The following is a 14,521-nucleotide window of genomic DNA, read 5'->3' on the forward strand; positions in this document are numbered from 1 at the left end:
GGTATAAGACGATTAAAAAGAAAATTATAAATGAAAAATTACTATGTCATTGCGCTACTTCTTGTTAATGTACTCTGTTTTGCTCAAAAAAAACAGTTCAACATTGACTGGGAAGGCACTAAAATTCTAAAAACGGACTATCGTAGTGTAGAAGTACCCGCATTTAATGAAGAAAATTTCAGTTATAATGACCAGCAAGGACTTTTATTTGTTTCGCAATGGGAAAGTAATGGTAGTTCTATTGATGAAAACTCTGTAACGCTTACTAATATTTCTTACAAAACCATTGCGGCTTCAGAATTAAAAGATCTTGATCCTAAGTCCATACCATCGTCACCTGCTTATCAGGTTTATAATACGAATGCACGTGGACGTTATGCCCATTATTTAGAAATGTATCCTATAATTAAAGAGGGTGGGAATTATAAAAAGGTGGTTTCCTTTACACTGAATTATAGTGTACGTGCAGCACAATTAACTAACAGTACTTTGGGGGTTAATGACATTACCAATTCGGTATTAAGTAGTGGGGAGTGGTATCGTTTTTATATCGAAGATTCTGGTGTATTTAAGTTAAGTAGAAGTTTTTTAAGTAATCTAGGGGTAAATACCAATGCGGTAGATCCACGGACCATTAAGTTATATGGGAACGGTGGACGTATGTTACCCTTAGAGAATTCTGAAAACTATCCTTTTGATGTTGTTGAAAATGCTATTAGATTCGTTGGTGAAGAGGATGGTAGTTTTGATAACGCAGATTATATATTATTTTATGGTGAAGGACCAAAGACCTATAATGAAGAAAGTGATACCAATATTAATCTCTATACAGATAAAACCTATTACTATATTAATGTAGGATCTAGTTATGGGAAACGTATTGATGCTATGCCGACTATTACGGCTGATGCAGATTTTGAAATTGACACCTTTCAAGACTATCAATTCTATGAGGTCGATGAATATAACTTGGCTAGTTTGGGGCGTCGTTGGTTTGGGGATGATTTTGATATTGAGAGCCAACGGACTTACGAATTTGACTTTCCTAACCTCGTCACTTCGGTTCCTGTAAACGTTAGCATTGCGGTAGGGGCGGTCTCAGAAGTGCAAACTTCCATGGGTGTCACCATCAATGATAATCTTGTTACCACCATGAGCTTAGGGTCTATATCTGTGGGCTCTGTTTTAGGAACCTCGGCATCCTATAACCAATCACTTTCTCTGACGTCAGATGAAGTTAATGTCACTTTAGATTATAATAATAGCGGAAATCCTTCGGCAAATGCTTATCTCGATTATATAAATATTGAAGCCACACGTGGTTTAAGGTATGAAGGTGATCAGTTGGTTTTTAAAAATAACGATGTGGTGAGTACGCCCGGAATTGTTCAGTATAATATAGCCAACACCTCTAATGTTAGAGAAGTTTGGGATATTACGGATCGGTTTAATGTAACTACGGTTGAAAATTCAGATAACGCCGATACTATGGCTTTTAAAGCGCAATCGGGAGAAGCCCGTACCTATTTGGCGTTTTCAAACAGTGATGTGTTTACACCAAAAACGGATTCGAGAACAACTTTGGCGAATCAGAATTTAAAAGGAACCATTTTTACTAATTCAGACGGACAGTTTGAAGATGTTGATTATATCATATTAACACCTACTGAATTGTTAGCGCCAGCGGAACGTTTAGCTGATATTAATAGAGCACAATACGGTTTAAATGTTAAGGTAGTAGACCTGCAAACGGTTTATAATGAATTTAGCACCGGAAGCCAAGATATCGCTGCCTTACGTAACTTTGTGAAATATGTCTACGATAATGCAAGTACACCGGCCAATCGCTTAAAATACCTTTGTTTATTTGGTGAAGGGTCTTACGATTATAAGGATAGAATATCAAACAACACTAACTTGGTACCTTCTTGGTATTCTACAAGTAGTTTTAGTTTAACAAGTTCGTTTGTGTCTGACGATTTTTACGCCATGCTAGATGATAATGAAGGCGGAATGACCACTGCAGATCGTATGGATATTGCTGTAGGTAGAATTTTAGCTGAAGATGTACAGCGTGCCAATCAAATGGTAGATAAGGTCAATTCTTATTACCAAGCCGAATCGTATGGAAGTTGGAGAAACAATGTGCTTTTAATTTCTGATGATGTTGATGAAGCATGGGAAGAACGTTTACAACAAACAACAGATGATTTAGGGACTACTTTAGAAGAAGAGAAACCTTTTTTAAATGTCATAAAAATTCATTCTGATGCTTTTGAGCAAGAGTCCTCAGCGGCAGGAGATCGTTATCCTAAAGTTAATGAGGCCATTCAAGATGCTATTGAGGTTGGTGCACTAGTGGTTAATTATTTTGGTCATGGTGGTGAAGACGGCATTGCTAAGGAGCGTATTTTTGATAAAATCGATTCTCAAGAAATCAATAATTTTTGTAAGTACAATTTATTTATAACGGTGACTTGTGAGTACACTAAGTTTGATGATCCTAACCGTGATACTGCTGGTGAATATACGTTTTGGAATGAAAATGGTGGCGCTATAGCTTTAATTACAACCACAAGACAAATTATCGTTTCTGTAGGTGAGGCGCTCAATGAGGTTTTAGATAATTATTTGTTTGCTTTTGGTTCTAACGATTATCCTTCAATGGCGGAAGCCTTACGTCTAGCAAAGACGGATAATAATATCGCTGGATCAAGTCAAAAACGTTTGGTTTTCTATATAGGCGATCCGGCTATGAAATTGGCTTTTGCACAACCCGATGTGCGTTTAACTAAAGTTAATGATGTTCCCATAACTCAAGCTATAGATACTTTAAAAGCTTTGAGTTATACTAAATTGGCGGGAGAGGTTGTAGATACTAACGGAAATTTATTGTCTAACTATAACGGAACTTTAACCGCTACGGTTTTCGATAAGTCTATATCGCGTCAGACCCTAGGAAATGATGGCATAAGAGATGGTGATAATAATTTAATTGTAATGGATTTTACCACCTTAGGAGAAGTGGTCTTTAAAGGTCAGGCTAGTGTTACCAATGGGTTGTTTGAATTCGATTTTGTTGTGCCAAAAGATATTGGTATTCCTGTAGGCAATGGGAAAGTTAGTTTTTATGCGCAAACAGACTCACCAACCTCCGATCAGGCGGGGTCAAATTTTGATATTAAAATAGGAGGGATTAATGTAAATGCACCTGAAGATAACTTAGGGCCTGTTATCAATCTCTATATGAATGATGAGAACTTTGTTTCAGGAGGCATCACTAACGATTCGCCAACCGTGCTAGTAAAATTACAAGATGATAATGGAATTAATACCGCTAGTGGTATTGGGCACGATATTACTGCGATTATAGATGCAGACGAAACCAATCCTATTGTCCTTAATAGTTATTACCAAGCCAATGTAGATGATTATACCAACGGAACGGTAAGTTATCCGTTTAGAGATTTAGAACCAGGTTTGCACACCTTAACCTTAAAAGCTTGGGATGTTTATAACAATTCTTCAACAGAAGAAATTCAATTTATGGTGTATGATGAAGATGAAGCCTTAGTGATTGAGAATGTTTTAAATTACCCTAACCCATTTGTGAGTTATACCGAGTTTTGGTTTAACCATAATAGTTCTGAGCCTTTAGATATCTCAGTTCAAATCTTTACAGTTTCTGGTAAATTGGTGCGTACCTTAAACGGACAGACTAGTGCAGATGAGTGTTGTTCGGATGCATCAAGCTCTCTATCTCGAAACATTGTTTGGGATGGTAGAGATGATTTTGGCGATAAAATTGGAAAAGGAGTCTATGTTTATAAACTAAAAGTGAAATCTAACCGTTTAAATAAACAAGTTGAAAAAATTCAAAAACTTGTCATACTATAATATTAAATTATATTTGCTAACAGATGAGTTGTGCTCTTTGAGTATTAATAGATCAAAAATTAAAAATGAAAAAACAAATTATAGCCTTAATGGCTTTGGTTACTTTAAGTAATGCCTTTGCCCAAGACGGTACCGTAATTATTCCAGATTCTAATGACAGTCGTGTTATTACTACCGGTTTACCTTTTATGTTAATTGCTCCAGATGCGAGGTCAGCGTCATTAGGAGATATGGGAGTAGCGACCTCTGTAGATGGTTTTTCGCAACAATACAACCCTGCTAAATATGCGTTTTCAGAAACAAAGCAAGGGGTAAGTTTAAGTTATACACCGTATTTAACGCGTTTGGTTAATGATATTTCCTTAAGTTATGTAACGTATTTTAATCGTATCAATGAGTACAGTGCTTTTTCAGCAGGACTTAAATATTTTTCTTTAGGTGAAATTGTACTTACCCAAGATGCAAACGACCCAGGAGTTGCCGTAAAGCCGAACGAATTTGCAATAGACGCTGCTTACTCACTAAGATTAGGGAATCAATTTTCTATGGCTGTTGGTCTGCGTTATATGCGTTCTGCATTACGTTTAGGTCAGGTAGATTCTAACGCCAATGCCGGAAGTACTTTTGGTGCTGACATTACAGGATATTATCAGAGTGAAGAAGAAGCTTATACCGACTTTAACGGACGTTGGAGAGCTGGTTTTGCGATTCAGAATTTAGGTCCAAAATTTAAGTATGATGATGCCGGACAAGATGTGTTTCAACCTACAAACCTGAGATTAGGAGCTGGTTTCGATTTTATTTTCGATCAATACAATAAATTGGCCATTACCGGAGAAGTGTCTAAATATTTAGTGCCAACACCTCCTGTTTATGGTAATGAGTATAACTACGAAGATGATAATGGAAATGGAGTGTATGATGAAGGAGAAGAATACGGAAACCCGATTACAAGCGATATCATTATTGATGGTCAAGATCCAGATGTTGGATTTTTAACAGGTGTTTTTCAATCCTTTGGTGATGCTCCAGGAGGACTAAGTGAAGAGTTAAGAGAGTTTACTTGGGCTTTAAGTGCAGAATATACGTATCAAGACAACTTCTCATTACGAACAGGTTATTTTAATGAAGCAGATGATAAAGGTGCACGTAAGTTTTTCGGACTAGGAGCAGGGTTTAAATACACCACCATTAATGTCGATCTATCTTATCTATTCTCAGCATCAAAAATTCAGAGTCCGTTAGAAAATACACTTCGTTTTTCACTGACTTTCAATTTTGGAGATGGTGAATACAATGAGTATTAATCCACTTAAACGTACAGTCTTTGTGTAGACTGACAAAAAAATAATTATATTTAAAAAACTATTGTTTAACCGCAATAGTTTTTTTGTCTCAACTAATTTGTAAAATATGAAGGAAGTAAAACTAGAAACAATATTACAAGTTTATACTGATATTAATGAAGTTTCTAAAGATATACAAGCCTTAATGCAGGCGGCCATAGAAGCAAGGGAAAATGCTTATGCTCCGTATTCTAAGTTTAATGTTGGTGCAGCCATCTTACTAGATAATGGAGAAATTGTTATAGGTAATAATCAAGAAAATGCTTGTTTTCCTTCAGGACTCTGTGCAGAACGTACTGCGATTTATTATGCAGGGGCTAAATTTCCTAAGGCAAAAATGCTAACTATGGCCATTACAGCTTCATCACAAAATCAACTTACCGATAAGCCAATTCCACCATGTGGAGCATGCAGGCAAGCGATCGCAGAATATGAAATAAAACAAGATCTTCCTATTGAAATTTACTTTATGGGTGCTCAAGGAAAAGTTGTAAAATCACACTCCTTAGCCAACTTATTACCACTTCTTTTTGAAAGTTCAGTGTTATAGGGTTTTCGTTATTGAAAATTCAGTAATATCTTGATTTTTTTATGGCATACAGTTTCTTCATTATTGTGTAAAGTGTTATTTTTGTTATTCTATTTAAAGAACTCATCAAGAAATGCAAAAAATAACTAAAGAAGTTTACCTAAAGTGGTATGAGGACATGTTGTTCTGGCGTAAGTTTGAAGACAAACTTGCCGCAGTTTATATTCAACAAAAAGTTAGAGGTTTCCTTCATTTATATAATGGACAAGAAGCTGTTTTAGCCGGTGCATTACATGCTATGGACTTAACTAAGGATAAGATGATTACGGCATACCGTAACCACGTGCAACCAATTGGTATGGGTGTGGATCCAAAACGTGTAATGGCAGAATTATTTGGAAAAGCAACCGGAACCTCTCAAGGTTTAGGAGGCTCAATGCACATCTTCTCTAAAGAACACCGTTTTTACGGGGGTCATGGTATTGTAGGAGGTCAAATTCCTTTAGGAGCAGGGATTGCTTTTGGTGATAAATATCACGGTAGCGATGCGGTAACTATTTGTTGTTTTGGTGATGGTGCTGCTAGACAAGGGTCTTTACATGAGACGTTTAACCTTGCGATGTTATGGAACTTACCAGTGGTGTTTGTTTGTGAAAACAATGGTTATGCCATGGGAACTTCTGTAGCGCGTACTGCAAACCATACGGATATTTGGAAATTAGGTTTAGGTTATGATATGCCATCAGGACCTGTAGACGGAATGAATCCAATAAAAGTAGCGGAAGCGTTTGATGAAGCTATACAACGTGCTAGAAAAGGCGGAGGACCATCTTTCTTAGAAGTGAAAACTTACCGTTATAGAGGTCACTCTATGTCTGATGCACAACATTACAGAACTAAAGATGAGGTTGCTGAATACAAGAAAATTGACCCGATCACTCAGGTGAAAGATATCATTCTTGAAAATGAATACGCTACCGAAGCAGATTTAAAAGCAATTGATAAAGAGGTGAAAAACCGCGTTTCAGAATGTGAGAAATTTGCAGATGAATCGCCGTTTCCTGATAAGAATGTTATGTACGATGTTGTATATGAACAGGAAGATTACCCATTTATAGATCACAAAATAAAGTAAACTATGGCAGAAGTAATTAATATGCCGCGTTTGAGCGACACCATGGAAGAAGGAACTGTTGCTACTTGGTTAAAACAAGTGGGTGACAAAGTTGAAGAAGGGGAAATTTTAGCTGAAATCGAAACCGACAAGGCCACGATGGAATTTGAGTCTTTTAATGAAGGAACTTTATTACATATTGGTATTCAAGAAGGTGAAACGGCAAAAGTAGATACACTTTTAGCTATCATAGGTGAAGAAGGTGAGGATATCTCAGGATATTTAAACGGAGAATCTGCACCAGCAGCGGCACCTGAAGAGGCGTCAGAATCTTCAACATCTAAAGCTACAGAGTCAGTAAGTTCAGACGCTAAAGAAACAGCTTTACCAGAAGGTGTTACAGTAGTAACCATGCCACGTTTAAGTGATACTATGGAAGAAGGTACTGTAGCGTCTTGGTTAAAAAATGTTGGTGACGCTGTGGAAGAAGGTGATATTTTAGCCGAGATTGAAACGGATAAAGCAACCATGGAATTTGAATCTTTTCAATCTGGACATTTATTATATGTTGGATTAGAAGAAGGTGAAAGTGCAAAGGTTGATGCTTTATTAGCGATTCTTGGTCCTGAAGGAACAGATGTTTCTGGGATTGCTAAAAACTTTACAGCTGGTGGTGCTGAACCAAAGAAAGAAGCGCCAAAAACCGATGCTAAAAAAGAAACACCTAAGGCTGCGCCTAAAAAAGAAGAACCTAAGAAAACTGCTGCTCCGGCTTCAAAACCTGCAGCAAATACAGCAACGATTTCAGGACGTATTTTTGCGTCACCTTTAGCTAAGAAAATGGCTGAAGAAAAAGGAATCGATTTAGCAGATGTACAAGGTTCTGGAGAAAATGGAAGAATTGTTAAGAAAGATATAGAAAACTTTACGCCTAAAGCGGCAGCTCCTACAGCTGCAGTTGCAAACGTAGCTTCAGGTGCTGAAGAAAGTTTCGATGAGGTTCCTAACTCTAACATGCGTAAGGCCATCGCTAAGAATTTAGCAAAATCTAAATTTACGGCACCACATTACTATTTAAATGTGGAATTTGATATGGATAATGCCATTGCTTTCCGTAAGGAAGTGAATGCTATTCCTGATACTAAAATATCATTTAATGATATCGTGGTTAAGGCCTGTGCCATGGCTTTAAAACAACATCCACAAGTAAATTCGCAGTGGTTTGATGATCGTATGAAATTAAATCATCACGTGCATATCGGGGTTGCTGTAGCAGTAGATGAAGGACTTCTTGTACCCGTTGTTAAATTTGCAGATCAACGTAAGTTAACGCAAATTGGAGCGGCTGTAAAAGAATACGCTATAAAAGCAAAAACGAAGAAGTTATCGCTAGAAGAAATGGAAGGAAGTACCTTTACCATTTCTAACTTAGGAATGTTTGGTATTGATAGCTTTACATCAATTATCAATCAACCAAATTCAGCCATACTTTCAGTAGGTGCTATTGTTCAAAAGCCTGTTGTTAAAGACGGAGCTATTGTTGTAGGAAACACAATGAAACTTTGTTTAGCTTGTGACCATAGAACTGTAGATGGTGCTACTGGAGCGCAATTCCTTCAAACTTTAAAAGGTTATATTGAAAATCCATTAACAATGGTATTGTAAGTATAAAATAGGATTCTTAATCCCATTAGAATCTCTTAATATATAATCCTGATTTGATCATTTATCGAATCAGGATTTTTTTATCTTTAAAGGCTAACTAAAAAATCAATATGAAGAACATAATTTTTGTGTTGTGCATCGCGCTCGTTTGTGCTTGTTCATCACGTAAAAAGAAAGAAGTTTCAACGACAGAAGAGCTTTCAAAACCCGAATTAACTCAACAAGCTATTCAAACCAGTATGTCCTATTTGGCATCCGATGAATTAGAAGGGCGTGCTACAGGTACAGCTGGCTTAGAAAAAGCGGCAGTTTATATTGAAAATTATTTAAAGGCGAATGGGATAAAGCCTTATTTCAAAACCTATAGAGATTCATTTAAAGTCAAAGACATTGATGGTTATAATATTGTTGGGTTCATAGAAGGTCAAGATCCGGTATTAAAAAATGAGTTTGTTATTCTTGGCGGACATTACGATCATATTGGTAAAGGGAAAACCGTAGAAGGAGACAGCATTGCTAATGGTGCTAATGATGATGCTTCTGGGACTTTGGCTGCTATGGAGTTTGGACGTTATTTTGCCAAAACCAAATCGAATAAAAGAAGTATTTTAATTACGTTATATGATGCGGAAGAATTGGGTTTGTTAGGTTCATCGCACTTAGCAACACGTTTAAAAGATCAGGGGATAAATGCGTATACCATGCTTAATTTTGAAATGATTGGTGTGCCTAGAGCAGAAGGCGAAATTATGGCTTATATGAGTGGCTATGACAAATCTAATTTTGCTGAAAAGTTAAACGCATATGCCAATGCTGAGGTTATCGGTTTTTTTGATAAAGCCAAGCAAATGTCACTTTTTAGACGTTCTGATAATTACCCGTTCTATAAAGCATTGCAAATTCCGGCACATGCCATTTCTACATTCGATTTTACCAATTTTGATTATTACCACCATGTGGATGATGAAGCTGATAAAATGGATTATGACCATATGCTGAAATTTATAAATACGATGATTCCAGCCTTAGAAGGAATGATAAATGCCCCTAATAAAGAAGTAATTTTAAACAATGAATAAACATATAATTATAACCGGAACAAGTCGTGGTATTGGCTACCAATTAGTACAATTATTAGCCAAACAAGGTCATAAAATTTTGGCCTTGTCGCGTAATGAACAGCCTGTTATAGATCTGAATTTAGATGAGGTTCAAACCATGGCATTTGATCTTTGTGATGAAAGCGCTTATGTTAAGGTGTCCGATTTTATTAAAAATGAATGGGGATATGTTGATATCTTAATTAATAACGCAGGGGCGATAATTAATAAACCCTTTGCCGAAACATCATTTGAAGATTTCACAACGGTCTATAAAACGAATGTTTTTGGTGTTGCAGAATTAACCAGAATTGTCATACCATTTATGAAATCGGATGGGCACGTTGTCACAGTGAGTTCAATGGGAGGCATACAAGGAAGTATGAAATTTCCGGGCTTAGCAGCGTATAGCTCTAGTAAAGGTGCTGTAATTACATTGACGGAATTGCTCGCTGAAGAATATAAGGAGACCGGACCACAATTTAATGTTTTGGCCTTAGGGGCTGTGCAAACTGAAATGCTTGAGGAAGCTTTTCCTGGGTATGTAGCGAATTCATCACCTTTAGATATGGCAGCTTATATTCAGAATTTTGCATTAACCGGCCATAAATATTATAACGGTAAGGTGTTGCAGGTATCTAATTCTACTCCCTAAGTTAAGAATTTGCCTAAATTATAGATTTTGAAAGCCTTAAGTAGAAAAAAAAATGGTCCTTACTTTAAAGGAGTCATGCTTTGTTGGAATAAATCTTAATTTTTAGGTGATGTAAAATATAATTATATCCACTATTTTTGCGCTAATGCAATCAGCACTTTTAGAATATATTCCAGAGGCAGCGAGACCGTTAGTTATAGAACTTTTGGCTGTTGATAATTTGAATGTAAAAGTTAAGAAGGAACGTAAAACAAGACATGGTGATTATAGAGCGCTTTCTAACGGAAGGCATCAAATCACGATAAATTCTAATTTGAATTCCTATCGTTTTTTAATCACCTTGATTCATGAAATTGCGCATTTTGAAGCCTACCAAAGTTATGGCAGGTCTATAAAGCCGCATGGTAAGGAGTGGAAACATACATTTCAACGTTTAATGTTACCCTTTTTACGCCCTGAGGTTTTTCCTTCAGATTTATTACCTTTATTAGCGCGACATTTTAAAAATCCTAAAGCCTCTAGTGATACGGATGCGCCGTTGGCCTTAGCTTTAAAACGCTACAGTGATGCACCCGATACAACCTATGTTTTTGAACTTTCGGTAGATCAGATTTTTAAGTTGTATAATGGTCGCGTGTTTAAAAGAGGAAACCAACGAAGAAAACGCATTGAATGCCTTGAAGTAAGTACGGGAAAACTATATTTGTTTAACCCGAATGCAGAAGTAGAAATTATAGAATAAATTAAAGACGAATAGATAGAAATGAGTAGTAAGAATTCAAATTATTACGCCATACTGATGGCTGGTGGAGTAGGATCGAGGTTTTGGCCTGTAAGTACCCAAGATTTTCCAAAGCAGTTCCATGATATGTTAGGGACTGGAGATACCCTTATTCAGAAAACATTTAACCGTTTAGCGAAGTTAATTCCAGAGGAAAATATATTTATTCTTACCAATGAACGCTATAATGATTTGGTTTTTGAACAGTTACCGCAAGTGACCGAACGACAGGTGGTTTTAGAACCAGCTATGCGTAACACAGCACCTTGTATTTTATACGCGTCTTTAAAAATTCAGAAGGAAAATAAAGATGCTGTTATGATTGTTGCGCCAAGTGATCATTGGATTGAAGATGAAACGGCGTTTACAACTAATGTTCAGACCGCTTTTGACTATTGTCAATCGCACGATGCGTTGATGACTTTAGGGATTACACCAACCTTCCCTAATACAGGTTATGGTTATATTGAATACGATAAAGCTGCCTCTGAGGAAATTAAACCGGTGAGTCAATTTAGAGAAAAGCCAGATTATACTACGGCAAAATCATTTATAGAGCAAGGCAATTTTCTATGGAATGCCGGTATATTTATGTGGAGTGTAGCCGCAGTGGTTTCAGCGTTTAAAAATAATCAGCCCGAATTATTTCAATTGTTTGAAAGCGGTTACGATGCCTATAATACAGATCTAGAAGACAACTTTATAAAAGAAAATTATGGCAAGGCTGAAAATATTTCGGTGGATTACGCCTTAATGGAAAAGAGTACTAATGTCTTTGTTATTCCTGCCACCTTTGATTGGAATGATCTTGGTACCTGGGGAAGTCTTTATGACAAGTTAGATAAAGATGAAAGTTGCAATGCTGTAGTTAATGCTGAAACCTTATTAGAAGATTCTACAGGAAATATGATTCGTTCTAAAAAAGGAAAAGTTGTCGTCATCGACGGTCTAAATGATTATATCGTTGTGGACAAAGAGGAAGTTTTACTTATCTTTCCAAAAGCAAAAGAACAAGATATTAAAAAGGTATTACAAAAAGCAAAAGCTAAATTTGGTGATGCTATAGGATAATCTTTTTTGAGGTCTTCCGTGCTTAGCTTAACCAATTGTGGTTCTAATTATAATTTTGGAATTTTATAACTATGAGTGACGAAAATAAATTTAATTTTTCTGATGAAGAGGCCGGGCGCATGACTAATGAAATGAACAAAGAGCAGGCTGTTGAAGATAAAAAGGATGCAGTAAAGAAGGATGCTCAAGGCTTGTTTGCTAGTATTAAAACCTTTTTGCATGAATTGCTCGATTTCAGAGATGACACCGATAGAGAAGCGACCATAACAGCAATAAAACACGATATTCCTTTTAAAGGGGCGACGGCGTGGATTTTAGTTTGCTCTATTTTTGTGGCTTCTATAGGATTAAATGCCAATTCTACCGCAGTAGTTATTGGAGCCATGTTAATTTCTCCCCTAATGGGGCCCATTTTAGGTGTGGGCTTATCGATTGCAATTAATGATATAGACACCTTAAAGAAGTCTTTAATCAACTTAGCCACGATGATTGTGCTAAGTTTATTAACCGCATTTTTATTTTTCTACCTATTCCCCTTAAGTGAAGATACCTCAGAACTCATGGGGCGTACGCGTCCTGATATACGTGATGTGTTAATTGCTTTTTTTGGTGGTTTAGCTTTAATTATCGCGAGGACTAAGAAGGGAACTATTGCTTCTGTTATTTTTGGTGTTGCTATTGCTACGGCCTTGATGCCGCCTTTATGTACAGCGGGGTATGGTTTGGCTAAAGGAAATTGGCAGTTTTTTGGTGGTGCCATGTATTTGTTTACCATTAACACCATATTCATCGCCTTAGCGACCTTTTTAGTGTTGAAAATTCTGCGTTTTCCAATGCTTAAATATGCCAATTCAGCAAAGCGAAAACGAACCTCTAGGATTGCTATGGGGGTAGCTATAATTGTAATGATACCTGCAATATGGACCTTCTTAACTGTACTGCAAGAAAGCCGTTATCAACGTGATTTTGATAATTTTGTGAAAAACGAAATTGAGAGTAATTCTAACCTTTGGTATCAAAAGCGTGATAACGATTTAGACATAGAAACCAAAACAATGAATCTACATTTTAATGGTGATGTTAGTGATGAAATGATCACCGATTTACAAAATGAGAAAAAGAATTATATCAATTTATCGGATTTTGAGTTGATTATTAATGCGAATAAAACGCGAAGCGCAGACCGTTTAATGGAGTCTTTAGATCGTGCCTATGCAGATTTAGACCGTAAGGATAATGTTATTGATGGGTTGCAAACTCAGATTGAAAATTTGCAAAAAAGTATTACCAATCTTAACCAACAAATAGAGTCTAAAAACACCAATATAAACGCGGTGTCATTTTCGTCCTTATCACGTGATGCGAAGATTAAATTTAATGATTTAGAATATTTTGGATATGCCAAAATGTTAGAGTCTAAAGATTTTATCAATATTGATACCGTTACAATTGCACATGTAAGATGGAAAGTAAAACTTTCAGATAGCCTTGTGCTTAATAAAGAACGCGACTTGCAGAAATGGCTTAAAAATGAACTTAAAGTCGATACCGTTTTTATAAGAAGAAACTAATGGTTAGAGTGAGGTTATAATTTATTGAGCATCCTCCTCTAAATACATTCTACGTACTTTTCTAAATAACTCAGAAGAATAAACGAAGTTGGTAACAGCTTCGTTTTCTGTTTTAAAAATGGTTTTATTAGAGCCTTCCCATTCTAACAGTCCGTCTTTTAGAAATACGATTTTTTTTCCTATCTCCATAACGGAGTTCATATCGTGGGTGTTTATAACCGTAGTAATGTCAAATTCTTCAGTAATTTCCTGAATTAAATTATCAATCACAATAGCAGTTTTAGGATCTAAACCCGAGTTAGGTTCATCACAAAACAAAAATTTAGGACGGTTAACAATAGCTCTTGCAATAGCCACACGTTTTTGCATTCCTCCAGAAGCTTCACTAGGCATTTTCTTATGTGCATTGTCAAGATTTACACGTTTAAGTACAATATTAACACGGTCTTCCATTTCGCTCATGCTTTGCTTGGTAAACATACGTAACGGGAACATTACATTTTCAGCAATCGTCATTGAATCAAAAAGAGCACTGCCTTGAAAAACCATTCCCATTTCAGAACGTAATTCAGTCTTTTCGTTCCTTGAGAGCTTACTAAAATTTCGGCCTTCATAAGAAATAGATCCTTCTTCATATTCAAACAAACCGAGCAAACATTTTAAGAAAACGGTTTTACCAGAACCACTTTGCCCAATAATTAAATTGGTTTGCCCTTTTTCAAAAGAGGTAGAAATACCTTTTAAAATATGTGCGTCTTCAAACGATTTATGTAAGTCTTTAACTTCAATCAT

Annotated in this window: 11 protein-coding genes; 10 read left to right on the forward strand and 1 reads right to left on the reverse strand. The window is 36.3% G+C overall.

The genetic code is table 11. The annotated features are described in order from the left end of the window. Positions 1 to 30: 30 nt before the first annotated feature. From porU to DFQ08_RS14810, 10 genes are all read left to right on the forward strand, one after another. Positions 31 to 3,897 (forward strand): type IX secretion system sortase PorU, encoded by a 3,867-nt coding sequence (porU, locus tag DFQ08_RS14765; protein ID WP_114310820.1) that lies wholly within the window; start codon positions 31 to 33, stop codon positions 3,895 to 3,897. Between the two features lie 65 nt (positions 3,898 to 3,962). Next, the gene (gene porV, locus DFQ08_RS14770) at positions 3,963 to 5,204 is read left to right on the forward strand and encodes a type IX secretion system outer membrane channel protein PorV (protein ID WP_114310821.1); all 1,242 of its coding nucleotides are present in this window, start codon (positions 3,963 to 3,965) and stop codon (positions 5,202 to 5,204) included. Between the two features lie 106 nt (positions 5,205 to 5,310). After that, positions 5,311 to 5,793 carry a cytidine deaminase gene (cdd, locus tag DFQ08_RS14775; RefSeq protein WP_114310822.1) on the forward strand — a complete coding sequence of 161 codons (483 nt, stop codon included), beginning with the start codon at positions 5,311 to 5,313 and terminating at the stop codon, positions 5,791 to 5,793. Between the two features lie 112 nt (positions 5,794 to 5,905). Next, positions 5,906 to 6,907 (forward strand): pyruvate dehydrogenase (acetyl-transferring) E1 component subunit alpha, encoded by a 1,002-nt coding sequence (pdhA, locus tag DFQ08_RS14780; protein ID WP_114310823.1) that lies wholly within the window; start codon positions 5,906 to 5,908, stop codon positions 6,905 to 6,907. A gap of 3 nt (positions 6,908 to 6,910) precedes the next feature. Next, entirely contained in the window at positions 6,911 to 8,551 is a 1,641-nt protein-coding gene (locus DFQ08_RS14785; RefSeq protein ID WP_114310824.1) for a pyruvate dehydrogenase complex dihydrolipoamide acetyltransferase, read from the forward strand. Positions 8,552 to 8,661: 110 nt separating this feature from the next. After that, entirely contained in the window at positions 8,662 to 9,630 is a 969-nt protein-coding gene (locus tag DFQ08_RS14790) for a M28 family metallopeptidase (RefSeq protein WP_114310825.1), read from the forward strand. Further along, entirely contained in the window at positions 9,623 to 10,306 is a 684-nt protein-coding gene (locus DFQ08_RS14795; RefSeq protein ID WP_114310826.1) for an SDR family NAD(P)-dependent oxidoreductase, read from the forward strand. Before DFQ08_RS14790 ends, DFQ08_RS14795 begins: the two co-directional genes overlap by 8 nt. Before the next feature lie 145 nt (positions 10,307 to 10,451). Next, positions 10,452 to 11,048, forward strand: a complete 597-nt coding sequence (locus DFQ08_RS14800) for a SprT-like domain-containing protein (protein ID WP_114310827.1) — start codon at positions 10,452 to 10,454, stop codon at positions 11,046 to 11,048. A gap of 21 nt (positions 11,049 to 11,069) precedes the next feature. Further along, entirely contained in the window at positions 11,070 to 12,158 is a 1,089-nt protein-coding gene (locus DFQ08_RS14805) for a mannose-1-phosphate guanylyltransferase (RefSeq protein WP_245935451.1), read from the forward strand. Between the two features lie 71 nt (positions 12,159 to 12,229). Next, positions 12,230 to 13,729 carry a DUF389 domain-containing protein gene (locus tag DFQ08_RS14810; RefSeq protein ID WP_181858418.1) on the forward strand — a complete coding sequence of 500 codons (1,500 nt, stop codon included), beginning with the start codon at positions 12,230 to 12,232 and terminating at the stop codon, positions 13,727 to 13,729. Positions 13,730 to 13,750: 21 nt separating this feature from the next. On the opposite strand, the gene DFQ08_RS14815 is transcribed toward DFQ08_RS14810, so the two are convergent. After that, on the reverse strand, positions 13,751 to 14,521 hold the full coding sequence (locus DFQ08_RS14815; protein ID WP_114310829.1) for an ABC transporter ATP-binding protein: 771 nt from the start codon (positions 14,519 to 14,521) through the stop codon (positions 13,751 to 13,753).

It is taken from the genome of Winogradskyella arenosi (genome assembly GCF_003337305.1).
Taxonomy (GTDB): domain Bacteria; phylum Bacteroidota; class Bacteroidia; order Flavobacteriales; family Flavobacteriaceae; genus Winogradskyella; species Winogradskyella arenosi.